General features: G+C 70.9%; 15 protein-coding genes. 9 read left to right on the forward strand and 6 right to left on the reverse strand.

The features are described from left to right. Window positions 1-47: 47 nt before the first annotated feature. Both BKK79_RS03580 and BKK79_RS03585 read left to right on the forward strand, forming a co-directional pair. A complete protein-coding gene (locus BKK79_RS03580) occupies window positions 48-506 on the forward strand; it encodes a (2Fe-2S)-binding protein (RefSeq protein WP_071037133.1) in 459 nt (152 codons plus the stop codon). A 159-nt stretch (window positions 507-665) separates the two neighbouring features. Next, window positions 666-905, forward strand: a complete 240-nt coding sequence (locus BKK79_RS03585; protein ID WP_071012296.1) for a hypothetical protein — start codon at window positions 666-668, stop codon at window positions 903-905. 102 nt (window positions 906-1007) lie between these two features. Here the strand turns inward: BKK79_RS03585 and BKK79_RS03590 are convergent, their stop codons facing one another. Continuing rightward, entirely contained in the window at window positions 1008-1661 is a 654-nt protein-coding gene (locus BKK79_RS03590; protein ID WP_071012294.1) for a response regulator transcription factor, read from the reverse strand. A gap of 406 nt (window positions 1662-2067) precedes the next feature. On the opposite strand from BKK79_RS03590, the gene BKK79_RS03595 reads away from it, so the two are divergent. The 6 genes from BKK79_RS03595 to BKK79_RS03620 all read left to right on the forward strand — a co-directional run bounded on the left by BKK79_RS03595 (window position 2068) and on the right by BKK79_RS03620 (window position 7034). Then, complete coding sequence (locus BKK79_RS03595; RefSeq protein WP_071012292.1) at window positions 2068-2295, forward strand: hypothetical protein; 228 nt, start codon at window positions 2068-2070, stop codon at window positions 2293-2295. Window positions 2296-2528: 233 nt separating this feature from the next. Continuing rightward, window positions 2529-3215, forward strand: coding sequence for a hydrolase (locus BKK79_RS03600; RefSeq protein ID WP_071012291.1), 687 nt, complete (start codon window positions 2529-2531; stop codon window positions 3213-3215). A 153-nt stretch (window positions 3216-3368) separates the two neighbouring features. After that, complete coding sequence (locus tag BKK79_RS03605) at window positions 3369-4190, forward strand: alpha/beta fold hydrolase (RefSeq protein WP_071037134.1); 822 nt, start codon at window positions 3369-3371, stop codon at window positions 4188-4190. Between the two features lie 146 nt (window positions 4191-4336). After that, on the forward strand, window positions 4337-6220 hold the full coding sequence (locus BKK79_RS03610; RefSeq protein WP_198173311.1) for an amidohydrolase: 1884 nt from the start codon (window positions 4337-4339) through the stop codon (window positions 6218-6220). Between the two features lie 11 nt (window positions 6221-6231). Further along, complete coding sequence (locus BKK79_RS03615) at window positions 6232-6660, forward strand: DoxX family protein (protein WP_071012287.1); 429 nt, start codon at window positions 6232-6234, stop codon at window positions 6658-6660. 77 nt (window positions 6661-6737) lie between these two features. Next, window positions 6738-7034: a XapX domain-containing protein gene (locus BKK79_RS03620; RefSeq protein WP_071012286.1), complete on the forward strand. Its 297-nt coding sequence runs from the start codon at window positions 6738-6740 to the stop codon at window positions 7032-7034. A 33-nt stretch (window positions 7035-7067) separates the two neighbouring features. On the opposite strand, the gene BKK79_RS03625 is transcribed toward BKK79_RS03620, so the two are convergent. Continuing rightward, window positions 7068-12281 carry an AAA family ATPase gene (locus tag BKK79_RS03625; RefSeq protein ID WP_071037135.1) on the reverse strand — a complete coding sequence of 1738 codons (5214 nt, stop codon included), beginning with the start codon at window positions 12279-12281 and terminating at the stop codon, window positions 7068-7070. A gap of 220 nt (window positions 12282-12501) precedes the next feature. Here BKK79_RS03625 and BKK79_RS03630 point away from each other — a divergent pair, with 220 nt between their 5' ends. Then, a complete protein-coding gene (locus tag BKK79_RS03630) occupies window positions 12502-12894 on the forward strand; it encodes a response regulator transcription factor (protein ID WP_071012283.1) in 393 nt (130 codons plus the stop codon). A 19-nt stretch (window positions 12895-12913) separates the two neighbouring features. On the opposite strand, the gene BKK79_RS03635 is transcribed toward BKK79_RS03630, so the two are convergent. From BKK79_RS03635 to msrB, 4 genes are all read right to left on the reverse strand, one after another. Further along, a complete protein-coding gene (locus BKK79_RS03635) occupies window positions 12914-13840 on the reverse strand; it encodes an AraC family transcriptional regulator (RefSeq protein WP_071012281.1) in 927 nt (308 codons plus the stop codon). Between the two features lie 156 nt (window positions 13841-13996). Then, window positions 13997-14737 (reverse strand): peptide-methionine (S)-S-oxide reductase MsrA, encoded by a 741-nt coding sequence (gene msrA / locus BKK79_RS03640; protein WP_071037137.1) that lies wholly within the window; start codon window positions 14735-14737, stop codon window positions 13997-13999. An 86-nt stretch (window positions 14738-14823) separates the two neighbouring features. After that, window positions 14824-16692: a cytochrome c biogenesis protein DipZ gene (locus tag BKK79_RS03645; RefSeq protein WP_071012278.1), complete on the reverse strand. Its 1869-nt coding sequence runs from the start codon at window positions 16690-16692 to the stop codon at window positions 14824-14826. A 108-nt stretch (window positions 16693-16800) separates the two neighbouring features. Then, a complete protein-coding gene (msrB, locus tag BKK79_RS03650) occupies window positions 16801-17322 on the reverse strand; it encodes a peptide-methionine (R)-S-oxide reductase MsrB (RefSeq protein WP_071037139.1) in 522 nt (173 codons plus the stop codon). Window positions 17323-17513: the final 191 nt, after the last annotated feature.

Here is a 17513-nt window from a genome sequence, read left to right on the forward strand (position 1 = left end):
ACCGCGCAGACTCCCGCCATCACGGCCCATTCCGACCGGAGACCGACATGCCCACCCTGAAGATCAACGGCAAGGCCGTTGACGTGCAGGCCGAAGCCGATACCCCCCTGCTGTGGGTGCTGCGCGGCGAACTCAAGATGACCGGCACCAAGTTCGGTTGCGGCATGGCGCTGTGCGGCGCCTGCACGGTCCACCTGGACGGCGCGCCGGTACGCGCCTGCGTGACCCCGCTGAGCGCGGTCGGCAACCAGGAGATCACCACCATCGAAGGGCTGCAGGGTCCGCAGGCGCAGGCGCTCAGAGCCGCCTGGACGGAACTCGACGTGGTGCAGTGCGGTTATTGCCAGAGCGGCCAACTGATGTCGGCCTGCGCCTTGCTGAAGCAGACGCCGCGGCCCACCGACGCGGACATCGATGCCGCCATGTCGGGCAATATCTGCCGCTGCGGCACATATCCGCGCATCCGCGCGGCGATCCACCGCGCCGCGGCAAAGCCGGAGGGCTGAACCCTCATACCATGGTCTGAGCCCGCCAAACCCATGCCCTAGGAAGTCTGCCCGCAAGCACAGCGGCGTCGATGCCCGCTTCGCTCTAAGCTGTGACTGGCAGACCGCGCCGGCTCCCTGACCCTCGGCCGCTGCATCCGTACCGCACAGAGGATAGCGATGACCGAGACCACCAGCCTTCAGTTGATCCGACTGCGCGCGGCCGTCCATGCCAACGGACAGGACGCCGCCCTCTGGCGCTGGTTCTCGGACCAGATGGAAGAGCGGCGGCTGTCCTGCGAGCGTGTGCAGGGATACTGGTCGATCCGCATCGCCGGCCGCGAACTGGCCTGCGATCGCTCCTTCGACGCCGCCGTACGTGCGGCCCACGTGCTGAGCCACGCCCTGCGCGCACTGTAGCCAGCGCGCCATCGCGGCACGGACGGCACCTGCCGGCCGCTCTTGCCTGCCGTGCTCCGCCCCGCCACGGGAGGCGGCCGGAGTCCGTACCGCTCAGCGCCCTCAGGCGTGGCAGATGCCGAGTTGCTGCGCCATCAGCACGAGCTCGGCGAAGGTGCGCGCCTTCATCTTGCGCATGGCCTGTCCGCGATGGATCTTCACGGTGACCTCGCTGATCCCCATCCGGCCCGCGACCTGCTTGTTCATCAGGCCGGACACCGCCAGCCCCATGACCTCCGACTCGCGCGGCGTCAGCGTCTCGAAACTGGCGCGCAGCGCCTGCGTGCGCCGCCCCGCCTCGCGCCGGCGGCGGTCCTTGTCGAGCGCCGCCGACACCGCATCGAGCAGGTCCTGGTCGCGAAAGGGCTTGGTCATGAAGTCCTCCGCGCCGGCCTTCATGGCGGCCACCGTCATGGCGATATCGCCATGGCCCGTCATGAAGATGATCGGCACGTGCACGCCCCGCTGCGCCAGGCGCGCCTGCAGGTCCAGCCCGCTCGGGCCACGCAGGCGCACATCGAGCACCAGGCAGCACGGCACGTCCGGCATGGCGAATTCGAGCATCTCCGTGGCCGACCCGAACAGTGCGACCTCCAGCCCGATCGAACGGAACAGGCAGCCCAGCGCCCCACGCAGTGCCGCATCGTCATCGACCACCAGCACCAGGGCGTCATCCCGGGCGCCCGCTTCGGCCGGTTCCAAGTTCTGTCGTGTCACAGCCCCTCCTTCTTCCCCTCGTCGCCGATCCGGCCGCCCCGCGCGGCCGGCTCAGCGCTCTGCAGCGGAATCTACGCCATGCGACCGCCGCTGCCTTGTCAATTTGTGCTGCGCCTTGATCCTGTTTGCGCTTTTTAATCGCAGGCGATGCAATCGCGTGCACAGCACTCTGACCGCCCCATATGGCTTCCTGTCGCCGAGGCTCCCAAGGACGCCGGATCCCCTCCCGTTTCAACAGCCCTCCGATTATAGGTGCCGGAATCTATATTCAGATATTTTGAATAACTTAACCTCAAATATGCCTGAAAAGATACCTGAACCAGCCCTATAGTTGAGCCCATGAACAGGATGCAGCGAAACGCAGACATTCTATAAAACTCAATAACCAATGGCATTGGAGAACATCATGAGCCACATCGTTTCCCGCAGGATCGTTTCCACCCTGCTGCTGTCCCTGGCCGCCCTCACCGCCGCGCCGGGTGCCGGCGCGCGTGAACCGAACGCCGCCGATACCTACGGCTACACCTTCCGCAGCCATGACGTCTACAGCGACGGCGCGCGCAGCGGCAAGCTCGACACATTCACCGACGGGGCGCGCGGCGCCGGCCCGGACCACGGCGATGTGTCCGCCTGATGTGTCCGCCTCGACGGCACACAGGTAATACGAACAGACAATGGCCTCCGGCCACCGCCGGGTTTAGCCTTCCGTGCGGTTGCCAGGCGAGCTTCGACCCGGCACCAGCGCGTATCACGCGCCGCAGCGCGGCGGTGAGCGCACTTTCCGCAAGCAACCCGCGCTGTCCGCCCTGGCGCCCTATCCTGCCAGAGCGGCGCAGTTTCCGCCCCCTCTTACTTCAGGAAGACATCATGTCGAACGCCAAACTCGAAGTCCTGACCCCGCAGAACAGCCAGCTGATCTTCATCGACCAGCAGCCCCAGATGGCGTTCGGCGTCCAGTCGATCGACCGCCAGACCTTGAAGAACAATGTGGTGGGCCTGGCCAAGGCAGGCAAGATCTTCAATATCCCGACCACCATCACCACGGTCGAGAGCGAGTCCTTCTCCGGCTTCACCTACCCGGAACTGCTCGATGTCTTCCCCGGCCAGAAGACCCTGGAACGCAGCTCGATGAACTCCTGGGACGACCAGAAGGTGCGCGATGCCCTGGCCGCCAACGGCCGCAAGAAGATCGTCGTCTCCGGCCTGTGGACCGAGGTCTGCAACCTCACCTTCGCCCTGTCGGCCATGCATGACACCGACTACGAGATCTACATGGTGGCCGACGCCTCCGGCGGCACCAGCAAGGAAGCCCACGACTACGCCATGCAGCGCATGATCCAGGCCGGCGTGGTGCCCGTGACCTGGCAGCAGGTACTGCTCGAATGGCAGCGCGACTGGGCGCACCGCGACACCTACGACGCCGTGATGCAGCTGGTCAAGGAGCACTCCGGCGCCTACGGCATGGGCGTGGACTATGCCTACACCATGGTGCACAAGGCACCCCAGCGCACCGCCACCACCCACGAGTCCATCGCGCCGGTGCCGGCACGCTGATCGCCGCGCCGCCGGCAGCCCACCCCGAAGCACCTCGATGCGCGGGCAAGCCGCGCGGCGGGACATGCAGGCCGCTACGGCTGGCGCCGCCGCGCAGGCGGCGCCACCGGCAAGCCGCAGGCCCGCACCCACCACGCCTCAGGAGCACACAGCATGAGCTACGTCACCGCCAAGGATGGCACCCGCATCTTCTACAAGGACTGGGGCGCCGGCCGCCCCGTAGTGTTCTCGCACGGCTGGCCGCTCAACGCCGACGCCTGGGACGCCCAGATGCTGTTCCTGGTGCAGCACGGCTTCCGCGTGATCGCCCACGACCGCCGCGGCCACGGCCGCTCCGGCCAGCCCGCCCAGGGCAACGACATGGACACCTATGCCGATGACCTGGCGGCGGTGATCGAGGCACTCGACCTGAAGGGCGCGACGCTGGTCGGCCATTCGACCGGCGGCGGCGAGGTGGCGCACTATATCGGGCGGCACGGCACCCGGCGCGTGGCCCAGGCGGTGCTGATCGGCGCGGTGCCGCCGATCATGCTGAAGACCGCGGCCAACCCGGGCGGGCTGCCGATGGACGTGTTCGACGGCATCCGCAAGAACACGGCGGAAAACCGCTCCCAGTTCTTCAAGGACCTGGCGGTCCCCTTCTTCGGCTTCAACCGTCCCGGCGCCAAGGTGTCGCAAGGCACCATCGACGCTTTCTGGGCGCAGGGCATGACCGGTGGCATCCTCGGCCAGTACCTGTGCATCCGCGAGTTCTCCGAGGTGGACTACACGGAGGACCTGAAGAAGATCGACGTGCCGACGCTGATCCTGCACGGCGACGACGACCAGATCGTGCCGATCGACGACGCCGGCAAGCTCAGCGCCAAGATCGTCAAGAACGCCACGCTGAAGATCTATCCCGGCGGCTCGCACGGCATGTGCGTGGTCGACGCGGACAAGGTCAATGCCGACCTGCTGGCCTTCCTGAACGCTTGACGCCCATGCCGTCCCGTGACTCCCAGGCAGGCCGGGACGGCCTGTTTTCGCCCCGACCGGGCCAACCGCAGCTGCCGCTGACACGCCGGCAATTCATCGCCGGCGCCGCCGCCCTCGGCGCGGCAGCCGCCACCAGGACATTCGCCATGAACGCTTCGACGCCTCCGGACCTGATCCTCGTCAACGGCAAGTTCGCCACCCTCGACCCGGCCAACCCGCAGGCCGACGCCGTTGCCATCCGCGATGGCCGCTTCGCCGCGGTCGGCCGCCGCGATGACATCATGCGCCTAGCCGCCAGCTCGACCCAGGTCGTGGACCTCGGCGGCCGGCGCGCCATCCCCGGCTTGATCGACAGCCACATGCACATCATCCGCGGTGGCCTGAACTACAACATGGAACTGCGCTGGGACGGCGTGCGCTCGCTCGCCGATGCCATGCGCATGCTCAAGGAGCAGGTGGCGCGTACCCCCGCGCCGCAATGGGTACGCGTGGTGGGCGGCTTCACCGAGCACCAGTTCGCCGAGAAACGGCTGCCGACCATCGACGAACTGAACGCCGTCGCGCCCGATACCCCGGTCTTCATCCTGCATCTGTACGACCGCGCCATCCTCAACGGCGCGGCACTGCGCGCGGTCGGCTACGCCAAGGACACGCCCAACCCGCCGGGCGGCGAGATCGTGCGCGACGGCAACGGCAATCCGACCGGCCTGCTGCTGGCCAAGCCCAACGCCACCATTCTCTATGCCACGCTGGCCAAGGGCCCCAAGCTGCCGCCCGAGTACCAGAAGAACTCCACGCGCCATTTCATGCGCGAGGTGAACCGGCTCGGGGTGACCGGCGTGATCGACGCCGGCGGCGGCTACCAGAACTACCCCGAGGACTACCAGATCATCGAGGAACTGCACAAGGACGGCCAGTTGACGGTGCGCCTGGCCTACAACCTGTTCACGCAGAAGCCCAAGGAAGAGCTGAGCGACTTCCGCACCTGGTCCGGCCAGGTCAAGCCCGGCCAGGGCGACGACCTGTACCGCCACAACGGCGCGGGCGAGATGCTGGTCTACTCGGCGGCCGACTTCGAGGATTTCCGCGTCGAGCGCCCCGAGATGCCGCCGTCGATGGAGAGCGACCTTGAACCGGTGATCCGCCTGCTGGCCGAGCAGCGCTGGCCGTGGCGCCTGCACGCCACCTACGACGAGACCATCTCGCGCGCGCTCGACGTGTACGAGAAGGTGGCGCGCGACATCCCCTTCGACGGCCTGCACTGGTTCTTCGACCACGCCGAGACCATCAGCGACCGCAACATCGACCGCATCGCCGCGCTGGGCGGCGGCATCGCGGTACAGCACCGCATGGCCTACCAGGGCGAGTACTTCGTCGAGCGCTACGGCGCGCGCGCGGCCGAGGCGACGCCGCCGATCAAGCGCATGCTGGAGCGCGGCGTCAAGGTGGGCGCCGGCACCGACGCCACCCGCGTGGCCTCGTACAACCCCTGGGTCTCGCTGTACTGGCTGACCACGGGCAAGACCGTGGGCGGCATGTCGATGTATCCGCAGGCCAACCTGCTCGACCGCGAAACCGCGCTGCGCCTGTGGACCGAGGCCAACACCTGGTTCTCCTCCGAGGAAGGCAAGAAGGGGCGCATCGCCGTGGGCCAGCTGGCCGACCTCGCAGTGCTGTCCGCCGACTACTTCGCCGTGCCCGGCGACGAGATCCAGGACATCACCTCGGTGATGACGCTGCTGGGCGGCAAGGTGGTGTACGGCGACGGCGACTTCGGCCCGCTCGCGCCGGTGGTGCCGCCGGCCATGCCGGACTGGTCGCCGGTACGCCACGGCGGCGGCTACCAGGGCCGCCCCGGTGCCCTGCGCGACAAGGCCGGGCTGGCGCGCAGCGCGGCAGCCGCCTGCGCCTGCGCCAGCGCCTGCGGCGTGCACGGCCACGCGCACACCTCGGCCCTCGCCGCCAACGTGCCGGCCTCCGACGCGCGCGGCTTCTGGGGCGCGCTGGGCTGCTCCTGCTGGGCCTTCTGAGGGAGCGCGCCATGCCCGACATGACCCTGGACCGCGCCGCCCCGCGCGTGCTGCCCCGCTGGCTGCGCTGGCTCGCCCTGCTGCTGCTGTGCGCGGCCTACCTGCAGGGCGGACTGGTCAAGCTGAGCGACTTCGGCGGCGCCGTGCAGGAGATGCAGCACTTCGGCCTGGCGCCGGCGGCGCCGCTGGCGGCGGCCGTGATCGCGCTGGAGCTGGGCGCCTCGCTGCTGATCCTCAGCGGGCGCTGGCGCTGGCTGGGTGCGCTCGGGCTGGCCGCCTTCACGCTGCTGGCCACCTTCCTGGCCAACCGCTTCTGGGCGGCGCCGCCGGCCGAGCGCTTCGGCCTGGCCAATGCCTTCTTCGAGCATCTCGGGCTGGTGGGCGGCTTCCTGCTGGTGGCGTGGGAGGACTGGCGGCACCGGTCCCCGCCCGGCGGCTGAAGCCGTGGCACCCGCGCCGGCCGCTCTCCCCCGCTGCCCTCCACCTCAACCCATGACACCGTGACATCGAGAACATCATGAAGGTCTACATCGTCTCGCTCGCCGCCGGCATCCTGGTCGGCATCATCTATGCACTGCTGCAGGTGCGCTCGCCCGCCCCGCCCGCGGTCGCCCTGATCGGCCTGCTCGGCATGCTGATCGGCGAACAGGTGGTACCGCCCGTCAAGCGCATGCTGGCCGGCGAGCCCGTCAGCGTGGCGTGGTTCCGCAGCGAATGCGTGCCCAAGATCACCGGCACGCCTGCGCCCACGCTGGTCGCCGCGCGCACCGAAGCCGAAGCATCGCCGGACCAGCCGCCGCCGGCCGCGCGCTGACGCCGGCCTCGCCGTGCGGCGGCGGCGCGCGCCTCAGGCGTCGGGCTGCCATGCCGGCAGCGTGAAGCTGAAGGCCGCGCCGCCCCCCGGCCCTGGCATGCCGTCGGGCCGGGCCGGGGACTCGGCCCAGATGCTGCCGCCATGCGCCGCCAGGATCGAGCGGCAGATCGACAGCCCCATGCCCAGGCCCTCCTTGCGCGTGGTATAGAAGGCGCCGAACAACTTGCCGATCTGGTCCGCCTCGATCCCCGGCCCGCTGTCTTCGACGCGCAGCCGCACCTTGCCATCGTCCTCGTGCCGCGCGAGGCAGACCAGCAATTCGTGCGCCCGCCCGGGGCACGAAGCCATCGACTGGATGGCATTGACCAACAGGTTGATGATCACCTGCTGCACCTGGATGCGGTCCCCCGCCACGTCGGGCAGGCCCGGCGCTTCGTGCCGCACGATGGCGATGCCGTGCGACTCGGCCTGGTGCCGCACCATCGCCAGGGTCTCGCCGACCAGCTCGCCCAGTGCGAAGGGTTGCCGGCGCACTTCGTCCTTGCGCGCCAGCGCGCGGATGCGGCGGATCACCTCGCTCGCGCGCAGGCCTTCGGCAATCATGCTCTCGACCGCCTGGCGCGCCTCGCCCAGCTCGGGCTGGGGCCGGTCGAGCCAGCGCAGGCAGGCGCCGCCGTAGGTGACGATGCCGGTCAGCGGCTGGTTGACCTCGTGCGCGATCGAGGCAGCCAGCTCGCCCAGCGTGGCCACCCGCGACGCGTGCGCGAGTTCCGCCTGCACCCGTTCGCGCTCCTGGTTCTCCCGCAACAGCTCGTCATAGAGCCGCGCGTTCTCCAGCGAGATGGCGGCCTGCGAGGCCAGCATGGGCAGCAGGCTGATGCGGCGCCCGCCGAACAGGCCGTCGGCCAGGTTGTTCTCCAGGTAGAGCAGCCCCACCAGTTCGCCTTGCTTGACCAGCGCCAGGCAGGCCACCGAGCGCACGCTGCGCGCCCGCACATCGGGATCCTGCCCGTAGCGCGCATGCGCCTTGGCATTGTCGAGGATCAGGTCCGCCCGCACGGCGAGCGCCGCCGCGACGATCGTGCGCGGGTACGGCACCTCTCCCGACGCTTCCCCCGGATCGAGTTCAACCGAAATGCCGGCCGGCTGCGTGGTCGCCAGCGCGGCCAGCCGCAAGCTGCCGCCCTGCCACAGGAACAGCAGTCCGCGCTGTGCGGCGGCATGCTCGAGCGTAGTGGTCAGCAGCGCCTCGATCAAGCGCTCGCGGCGCATCTCGCCGGCCAGCACCTGGGTGGCGCGGATGGCGGTGTCCAGGTCCAGCTGCGCGGCCGGCCCGATATAAGTGGCCGGCAGCTCGGCCGCGCCTGGCACGCTGTCGTGGGCCGCGCTGGCCAGGCCGGAGGCGGTGTTGTCCAAGGCGCGCAGCAGCGCCTCGAGCTTCGCCACCTGGCCTTGCGCGCCCCAGCGTCCGTAGGCATCGACCGCGCGGCGCAGATAGGCCAGTCCGACCGTGGACAAGGCCTGACCGAAACAGCAACGCGCGCACAACTCATAGGCCAACGCTTCCTCGTGCAGCAGGTCCTGCTCGCGCGCCAGCCGTGCGGCCTGTTCGTAGCCCCGCATCGCCTGCAGCACATCCCCGCCCAGGCGCGTCGCCTCGGCCGTGAGCAAGGCGGCACGCGCGCCGAAGTTGACCGGGCTCTGCCGCGCCCAGGCCTCGATGGGTTCCCGGTGCCGGGCCATGGCTGCCATCCGTCCGCTATCGGCGTCGCTTGCCGCGCGCCCGCCCTCCGGCGGCGCCCAGGCCAGCGCCAGTGCACTGAAGAAGTGATAGTCCGCGGCCTCGAGGAAGCCGCTCACCGTCCACAGCCACGGCTCGGCCCGTTCCACCGCTTCCAGCGCGCCGCGCCAGTCATCCAGCGCGAAACACGCCTGCAGCTTGCGGACCCAGTAGCAGCAGGCAGCCACCGCCAGGCGCCTGTCCGCGCCCAGGCGGGCCTCGATTGCCTGCGGCGCAGGCTCGCCGGGCAGAGGCGCCGTCCAGCACGGTGCGCGCCCGCGCAGCACCGCGATATAGCGCGATTGCGCGCCGAGGATATCGTTCACGCGGCCCAGCCGCTGCGCGTGCCCGAAGGCCAGGCCGGCGTTGACCTTGGCCTCCACGTCCGCCAGCGGCTCGGCACCGCTCAGCAACTGGGTCACGAGCCGGTGGCGGCTGTCCCCCGCCAGGTTGACGTCGCCGCTCCGCCTGGCCTCGTCGAAACTGTGTTCGATCAGTTCGCGCCCGCCCTGCAGCGGCTGGGTCCAGGGCAGCAGGAAGGCACCGAAGTGCATCCTGGCCTTGGCGCGCATGCGTCCCGTGCCCTCCCGCTCCGCCAGTTCCACGCCGAGCCGGCCCAGGCGGTAGCCCGACGGGTAGTCGCCCAGGCGCGGCCCGAAGGCCATGCCGAGGTGGACGTAGGCCATGCAGGACGCCTCATCATTGCCGTGCGACAGGCTGATCGATGCCATCCAGGCGGGAATCAGGTCACGCAGGTTGGCATCGAGGCAGGACGCCGGCGACATCATTTCCGTCAGCACGCTCATGGTGGCGCGCCAGGTCGCATCCTGCATGCGCGGCAGACGGGCGAGCGCTTCGAGCGGCCGCCCGCCGAGCAATTGCAGGAAGCGGCGATAGGCCTGCTCCACCTGCCAGTCGGCGCCCGGCAGGAACACCAGTCCCGCGCCGGCCACGAACTCCAGCCCGATCTCGGCTGCCCGGTCCGCCTGGTCCAGCGCCGTATGCACGGCCACACGCAGGCGCGTGATCTCGGCCAGCGACGAAACGTCGGGCGCCCTCCCGGCCAGCGGCTCCAGGATGGCGGCCGCGACAGCCGGCTGCCCGCTGGCGAACTCGCTCTCGGCGCGGCCCTGAGCCAGCGCCAACGCCAGCGCGGGCTCACGCTCCCACGGCTGCGCGGGCAGGAAGCGCTCGCCGGCAGCGAAATAGGCGCTGGCCGATCGATAGTCGGTGGTGCGCAGCGCGCGCGCGCCGGCCTCCAGGATCAGGCGGGCCGCCGCGATGCGCTCCGCCTCGTCGGTGATGGCCGCCCCGCCCCGCCGGAACTGGTCGGCGGCGGCGAACAGCTTGTCGGCAGGCTCGCGCGCCAGCAGGCGTGCCAGCCGCAGATGCATCAGCGAGCGGCCGGACGCTTCCAGCGCTGCGTAGGCAGCCTCCTGCACGCGGTCGTGCGAGAACAGGAAGCCGTCCCCGGCCGGCACCAGCAGGCCCGCCGCCAGGGCGGGCGCCGCCACCGCCTCCAGGGCGGCACCGTCCTGCGCCGCCTCGCCCGCCGCTTGCGCGGCCTGCCAGGCCAGCCGTGCCGCCATTGGCGAGACGCTGCCGCCCAGGCAAGACAGGGCACCGAGCCATGTGCGCGCCGGCTGCGGCAGCTGGCGCAGTTCCCGGCCCAGCAAGGCCGGCAGGTCGGCCTGCGCGGCGTCGGCGTCGAAGCCACCCGGCACCTCGCCCTCGGGAACGCCACCGCCCTCCGCCGGCAGCAGCTCGGCCCGCTGCAGGGCATAGAGGTAGCGCAGGAAGAACAGCGGGTTGCCCCCGGTCCGGCGTGCCACCAGCCGCGCGATCGCCTGCGCCCGGTCGCTGCCGCAGCCCAGCGTGCCGGCGACCAGCGCGGACAACGCCGCACCATCCAGCGCATCGAGTGCCAGTTCGCCGCGCAGGCCCCCTTGGGCACGCAGTTCCGCCAGCCAGTGGCCGGGTACCGGATCGCCAAGCGCCTCACTGCGGCAGGAGCAGATCACCAGCAAGGGCTGGGCGGGTCCGCGGCGGGCCAGCGCGGCGAAGACCTCGAGGGAGCCCGCATCCATCCATTGCAGGTCGTCCAGCACCACGGTCAGGGGCGGCGCCACGGTGCCGAACACCGCCAGCAGGCGGCGCAGCCTTTGCGCGAAGCGCGCCGCGGTAAGGCCGGCGCGCGGCTCGCGGCCCGCCTGCGGAGGCAGCCAGGCGGCGAACGCCGGCACCACCTCGCTGAACGCGCCCAGGTCGTCGCCCAGTGCAGCCGCCATGGCCGCCGCCCAGCCCTGGCGCCGCGCCTGCGCCGAATCGCAGGACTGGCGCGCGAGGTCGGCACAGATTTCCGCCACCGCCGCCAGCGGAGTGCCGCCACGTTGCGGATGCGCTTTCGCCCGTGCCACCACGCCGCCGGCGGCTTCCTGTGCACGGCAGAAGGCGCCGATCAGCGCGGACTTGCCGATGCCCGCCCGCCCCGTCACCAGCACCGTGGACAGCGCCGGTGCCGGCACGCCCGGCGCCATCGCCGCGTGCTGCAGCCTGCGCAGGGCTTCGAGTTCGCGCCCGCGTCCGTACAGCCCGTACAGCCCGGCCGGCGCGGCGGTATCGCCATCGGCCTCGGCACAAGCCGGCAGCCCGCTGCCGCTGCGCCAGGCATTGCGGCAGGCCCTGAGATCGGCGAGCAGGGCATGCGCGCCGGCATGGCGCTCGGCCGGTGCCTTCGCCAGCAAGCGCATCACGATGGCCGACAGTTCCCAAGGGACGCCGGCCTGGCGCTCGGCGGGCGCCAGCGGCTGCCGGGCAAGATGACTGTGGACCCAGCCGACCGGCTCGTCGGCCTCCAGCGGCAGCACACCGGTCAGCATCTGGTAGAAGACCACGCCGAGCGCGTACAGGTCGGCGCGCGCGTCGACCGGCATGCCGCCCCGGCCCGCCCGCTCCGGCGCCATGTAGGCCAGCGTGCCGGCCAGCATCGGCGCCGCCGGCCGCGTGCGGATCGTCGCGGCGGCGCCCGCGATGCCGAAACCCGTGAGCCACGCCCGCTGCCGGTCCGGCGCCACCAGCAGGTGGGCCGGCTTGATATCCAGGTGCACCAGGCCGGCGTCGTGCATGGCCGCCAGGGCTTCGGTCACGGCGATGGCGATGTCGAGGCAATCTTGCACAGGCAGCGGCCCGCCCATCGACAGGGCCAGCGGCATGCCGCCGGCATCGGCGGCAACCAGCGCGGGCCGGCCATCGAAGCGCGTCAGCGCAGCCGGCACCACCGCCCACTGCGGGCGCAGCACGGCTTGCAGTGAGTACTCGTGCTCGAAGCGGCGCTGTACCGCGCCGGCGTCCGCGGCCGCACCGGCCACGGCCAGCAGCACGGGCTCGCATCCCGGCGCGGTCCCGCGCAGGAAAGCGATTTCGCCATCCAGCAAGTAGCTGAGCCGGTAGTGATGCAAGGGATTCATCGGGGATTGGGAAATACGTGATATCGGCGCCGGGTACGCCACGTCCGGCGCGGCCCAGTATAGCCGCGGGCGCGGCCGGCATCCGCCCACGCCGCACAATACCTACGTATGATTCCACCTGCCCGGCGCCGGCGCTAGGCTGAGTCCAATGCGCGCAATGCGAGCGCCGGCGTCCGTGCGGCGGACTCCGGCCGCCCTCGCGACTAACAAGGAAGGCCACGTGACCGCAACCCCGGTGATCGCCATCGTGGACGACGACGTCTCCGTAAGACAAGCACTGGGGAGCCTGCTGCGCTCCTTCAACCTGGCCGTCGAGCTGTACGCGAGCGGCCCCGACCTGCTGCGCTCGCCCGGATTGGATGCCATCCGCTGCCTGGTCACGGATGTGCAGATGCCCGCGATGAGCGGCTTCGCGCTGCACGCCGAACTGCGCGCGCGCGGGCTCGACATCCCGGCGGTCTTCATGACGGCCTTCCCGGAAGCGCGTTACCGCGAGCGTGCGAAAGAGCTCGACGGTTGCGGCTTCCTCAGCAAACCCTTCCTCGATATCGACATGATCCGCTGCGTCGAGCAGGCACTCGCCCGTCAGCGCGGCGCCGGGCGCGCCGGCTGAAGTGCGCCCCCCGCCCCGCTCAGGCGCACACCTGACGGCGCCAGTTGCCCGGCGCCGCGCCGACCGTACGCGAGAACACGCGCGTGAAATGGCTCTGGTCGGCAAAGCCGCAGGCGACAGCCACCTGGGCCAGCGGCAGCCGGGAATCGCGCAGCAGCGCACAGGCATGTTCGAGCCGCTGCGCCATCAGCCATTGGTGAGGCGTCTGGCCGGTCGAGGCATGGAAGGCGCGCGTGAAATGGCTGCGCGACAAGCCGCAGGCATCCGCCACATCGGCGACCGACAGGTCACCGGCGATGTTGGCCGCCAGCATTTCCTTGGCCTTGGCCAGGCAGCGCGGCGCCAGGCGCCTGGCCGCAGCCGCCGCGGCAGCGCCCGCCTCGCCGTAGCGCCCGAGCAGATGGGTGCCGACGGCCAGACCGAGCTGGTCGATGAACAGCCGCTGCGCGTGCGACGGCTGCTGCAGCGCGGGCACCAGCGCCCGCGCCAGATGAGCCAGCACCGGGTCGGGCTCGCCCGCCACGGCGCGCAGCCCGTGCAGCGAGGCCTGCCCCAGCTCGGTGCCGGTGCGCTCGATGAAGGGGCGCGGCAGTTCGATCAGGATGAAGTCGAAGCCGTTGTCGAAGTCTGCCTTGTAGTCCTCGCCCAGGCTGCGCACATAGACCGAGCCGGCGGCGAATTCGTGCGTCCGTCCGCGGCGGCCGTCGAAGATGCGGCGGCGGTGTCCCTCGCGCAAGGACACGCCGACGAGAAAACCGCGCGGCGCTGCCGGCATCACCACCTGGCTAGCCCCCTCGCCGGCCGTGCGCTTGCGGTGGAAGCGGACGTCGCTGCCCACCAGTTCCTGGTCGTCGGCGAGCTTGTCACCGGCGCAACCGAAGGCGTCGAGTGGACAGGATGTCGCGCCATTGCTATTGGCAGGGCTTGGGCTTGTGTCGATATGCATGGATCAGGGAGAGGCTCGCCGAGGAAAGCGCGCGCGGCTCGCCTGAGCATAGCAGGCGAATCGCCTCCCCGATACCGCGGCCATGTGTCCCGCGGCCGTGCGTCCCGCGGCCGCGCGTCGATGGCGTGCCTTGCCGCGGCGCGCGCCTCCCCCCTTTCAGGCTCCCGGCACCCCTGACAGGACCGGCTCGGCGCGGTAGCGCTGCGGGAAGAACTGGCGCAGGGCCGCCACCTTGGGCAGGTCGTTGATGACGATGTACGGATAGGCCGGATGGCGCACCAGGAAATCCTGGTGGTAGGCCTCGGCCGGATAGAAGGCCTTGCCGTCCTCGATACGCGTGACGATCGGCGCGTGGAACACCTTGGCGCGTTCGAGCTGGGCGATATAGGCCTGCGCGATGCGGTGCTGCTCGGGCGTAGCGGGGAAGATCGCCGAACGGTACTGGGTGCCGTGGTCCGGCCCCTGGTAATCGAGCTCGGTGGGGTCGTGCGCCACCGCGAAAAAGATCTGCAGCAGTTGCCCGTAGCTGACCTGCGCCGGGTCATAGTCGATGCGCACCGACTCGGCATGGCCGGTGTCCCCGCCGCCGACCCGCTCATACCGGGCGGTGGCCGCGGCGCCGCCGGCATAGCCGGCCAGCACCCGCTTGACGCCCTGTACGTGCTCGAACACGCCCTGCACGCCCCAGAAGCAACCGCCGGCGAGCACCGCCGTGGCGTCGTGGGTGGCCCCGGCGGCCTCGTCGGCCGCCGGTGCAGGAAGGCGGCCCGCGCTCTCGGCGGGCAGTGCGACCTGTGCCAGGGCCAGGGCGCCGCCCGCCAGCACGGCGGCGCCGGCCAGCCTGGCCGCCAGCATGAAGCGGCGGCGCGGCCTGGAGGGATTCAGGATCTGGTTCATGGGAAACGCTCCTTCAGGTGATCTCTGGTGATCTCTGGTGATCTCTGCTGTTATCAGGCAATCGCACGGGGATCGCGTATCGCGGCTCAGCCGAAAGTAAAGGCATAGGCCTCCACGCCGGCATCCAGGAACTCGATCGAGAAGGTGTGGTCCGCCACCGGGCCCTGCTGCCGCACCAGCTGGTAAAGGCGCTGCGCCGCCACCACGCCCTGTCCGTCCGCCGCCACGTCGGCACCGTGCGCCGCGCCCGGCGCCATGCCGTCGATGCGCACGCGGAAGCGCACCGGCCGCCCTTGCGGCCCGGGCCCCAGCACAAGGTGCAGGTCGCGCGCATGGAAGCGGTAGACGATGCGTCCATCGGGCTGCACCAGCCGTGCCTGTTCGGCGCCCACGCTCCAGTCGCCTTCCAGCCCCCACTGGTTGAGCGCAGGCCGGGCCGGCGCCAGGTAGCGCTGGGCGCGGTCGCGCGCGGCGCCGCCGGGCGAGGCGAAGTGGTCGGCACGGGCATAGCCGACATAGGTCTCGGGCGAGCGCATGTCGCCACCGTCGGCGGCCGCCTGCACGCCTTGGGCGGGCGCCCCCTCCAGGCCCGGCGGCACCGCGGTGGCCTGCGGATGACCGGCCTCGGCCAGCAGTTGCTGGATCACGCGCTCCGATTGCGCGTACTCGCCTTCGCCGAAGTGATGGTGGCGGATACGCCCTTGCGCGTCGACGAAATAGTGCGCCGGCCAGTACTCGTTGCCGAAGGCGCGCCAGATGGCGTAGTCGTTGTCGACGGCAACCGGATAGTCGACGCCCAGCTCGCGTACCGCCTTCTTCACGTTGCCGAGATCGCGCTCGAAGGCAAATTCGGGTGCGTGCACCCCGATCACCACCAGCCCGAGGTCGCGGTACTTGTGCGCCCAGGCCTTGACGTAAGGCAGGGTGCGCAGGCAGTTGATGCAAGAGTAGGTCCAGAAATCGACCAGTACCACCTTGCCGCGCAGCGCCTGCGCGCTCAGCGGGGGCGAGTTCAGCCACTGCACCGCGCCGTCCAGCGCCGGCAGCATGCCTTCGACCGGCAGCGCCGCCGCGGGCTGGGCGGCCATGCGCAGCATCGCCGCGCCGCCGGCGGCACGCATCGCGTCGCCGGCGGCGCCGGCCTGTGCCGATGCGCGCATCATCCTGGCTCCGTCGACGTCGGCACCGCCGCCGGCGGCCGCGGCATGATCGGCACTGGCGGCGCGATCGCGCGCCCCCAGCACTGCCAGCAGGCGCGCCTCCAGGCCACTGGTGGCGACCGTCGACAGGCGTGTCAGCACCCCGGTATCGAGTCCGGAAGCGATTGCCGCCACCCCCGCCAGCATGGCGGCGCCGATGCCACGCCGGATCCACTCGCCAGCCCCCAGCGAGCGCTTCATCGCCGCGAACACCTTGCCGCCCAGCAGCAAGGCCACCGCCAGCGAGGTGGCCGCGCCCGCCGCATACGACGCCAGCAGCAGCGTCGTGCCGACGCTGGCGCCGTGCAGCGCCGCGCCTGTCAGCACCAGCCCGAGGATGGGCCCGGCGCACGGCGCCCACAGCAGGCCGGTGGCCACGCCCAGCAGCAGCGAGCCGCCGATGCCGGGCGGACGGTCGTCCCGCTGCGCGCGCGCCGACAGGCGGTTGCCCGCCCGCACCAGCGGCTGTGTCAGGTGCTCGGCCAGGCGCGGCAGCAGCAACGCCGCCCCGCACGCGGCCAGCAGCGCCAGCGCCACCCAGCGGCCGGCCTGGTTGGCCTGCGCCGCCCAGCCGCCACCGACCGCCGCCAGCGTGGCCACGCCGGCGAAGGTCAGCGCCATGCCGGCCAGCAGCGGCAAGCCGCTGCGCACGAAAGGCTGGTCGGCGCGCGCGAAGACGAAGGGCAGCACCGGCAGGATGCAGGGGCTGAGGATGGTGAGCGCGCCGCCCAGGTAGGCGAGCAAGGCTAGCAGCATGATGGGACTCCCGGTCGGATCGTCGGCGTCGTGAGGGTCATCAAGGTCACGAGGGTCATGAGGGTGATGAGGGTGATGAGGGTCTTGGCGGTGCAGCGATGGCGGCGCTCACACCGCCGCCGTGCGGAAGCGCATGGCCACGCCGTTCATGCAGTAGCGCAGCCCGGTCGGGCGCGGGCCGTCGTCGAACACATGGCCGAGGTGTCCGCCGCAGCGCTGGCAATGCACTTCGGTGCGGATCATGCCGAAGGTGCTGTCGGTACGCGTGCCTACCGCATGCTCCAGCGGTGCCCAGAAACTCGGCCAGCCGGTATGGCTGTCGAACTTGGTGCGCGAGGAGAACAGGTCCAGCCCGCAGCCGGCGCAGGAGAACAGCCCGGCGCGGTGCTCGCCGTTGAGCGGGCTCGAGTAGGGGCGTTCGGTGCCCTCCTCGCGCAGCACCGCATACTGCTCGGTCGTCAGCAGGCGCCGCCACTCGGCATCGCTGTGCGTGACGGCGAAACCGGCCGCGGCCGGGGCAGGCGAACTGCCGGAGGCAGCGGCGGCCGCGCGAGCCGGCAGCCGCACGGCCGCCGCCAGCGCGGCAAGGGCGGCCGCGCCACCGGCCAGAAAGTGTCTGCGTGTTGCCATGATCGACTCCTGGAAAGAATGCTCCACCCCGCGCCACCGCTCGCCCCGGAACCCGGCGGGCCACGCCTGGCGGATGGGAATGCACGCAGCGTAGCGGCCGCCCCGTCCCGAAGTCCTCACGGAAAGTTAAATTTATTGTGATAACTCGGCGCCGGAAATCCTGCAGAATGGGGCCGCAACCTGCCAGCCTC

This window comes from Cupriavidus sp. USMAA2-4, assembly GCF_001854305.1.
GTDB classification, from domain to species: Bacteria; Pseudomonadota; Gammaproteobacteria; order Burkholderiales; family Burkholderiaceae; genus Cupriavidus; species Cupriavidus malaysiensis.

What these genes read in the sequence shown, in the direction of transcription:
- BKK79_RS03615 (WP_071012287.1), top strand. Translation starts at nt 6,232, where the DNA reads ATGCCCGACATGACCCTGGACCGCGCCGCCCCGCGCGTGCTGCCCCGC.
- BKK79_RS03645 (WP_071012278.1), bottom strand. Translation starts at nt 16,692, where the DNA reads ATGCTGCTAGCCTTGCTCGCCTACCTGGGCGGCGCGCTCACCATCCTC.
- msrB (WP_071037139.1), bottom strand. Translation starts at nt 17,322, where the DNA reads ATGGCAACACGCAGACACTTTCTGGCCGGTGGCGCGGCCGCCCTTGCC.
- BKK79_RS03595 (WP_071012292.1), top strand. Translation starts at nt 2,068, where the DNA reads ATGAGCCACATCGTTTCCCGCAGGATCGTTTCCACCCTGCTGCTGTCC.
- BKK79_RS03580 (WP_071037133.1), top strand. Translation starts at nt 48, where the DNA reads ATGCCCACCCTGAAGATCAACGGCAAGGCCGTTGACGTGCAGGCCGAA.
- BKK79_RS03625 (WP_071037135.1), bottom strand. Translation starts at nt 12,281, where the DNA reads ATGAATCCCTTGCATCACTACCGGCTCAGCTACTTGCTGGATGGCGAA.
- BKK79_RS03620 (WP_071012286.1), top strand. Translation starts at nt 6,738, where the DNA reads ATGAAGGTCTACATCGTCTCGCTCGCCGCCGGCATCCTGGTCGGCATC.
- BKK79_RS03585 (WP_071012296.1), top strand. Translation starts at nt 666, where the DNA reads ATGACCGAGACCACCAGCCTTCAGTTGATCCGACTGCGCGCGGCCGTC.
- msrA (WP_071037137.1), bottom strand. Translation starts at nt 14,737, where the DNA reads ATGAACCAGATCCTGAATCCCTCCAGGCCGCGCCGCCGCTTCATGCTG.
- BKK79_RS03610 (WP_198173311.1), top strand. Translation starts at nt 4,337, where the DNA reads ATGAACGCTTCGACGCCTCCGGACCTGATCCTCGTCAACGGCAAGTTC.
- BKK79_RS03600 (WP_071012291.1), top strand. Translation starts at nt 2,529, where the DNA reads ATGTCGAACGCCAAACTCGAAGTCCTGACCCCGCAGAACAGCCAGCTG.
- BKK79_RS03605 (WP_071037134.1), top strand. Translation starts at nt 3,369, where the DNA reads ATGAGCTACGTCACCGCCAAGGATGGCACCCGCATCTTCTACAAGGAC.
- BKK79_RS03635 (WP_071012281.1), bottom strand. Translation starts at nt 13,840, where the DNA reads ATGCATATCGACACAAGCCCAAGCCCTGCCAATAGCAATGGCGCGACA.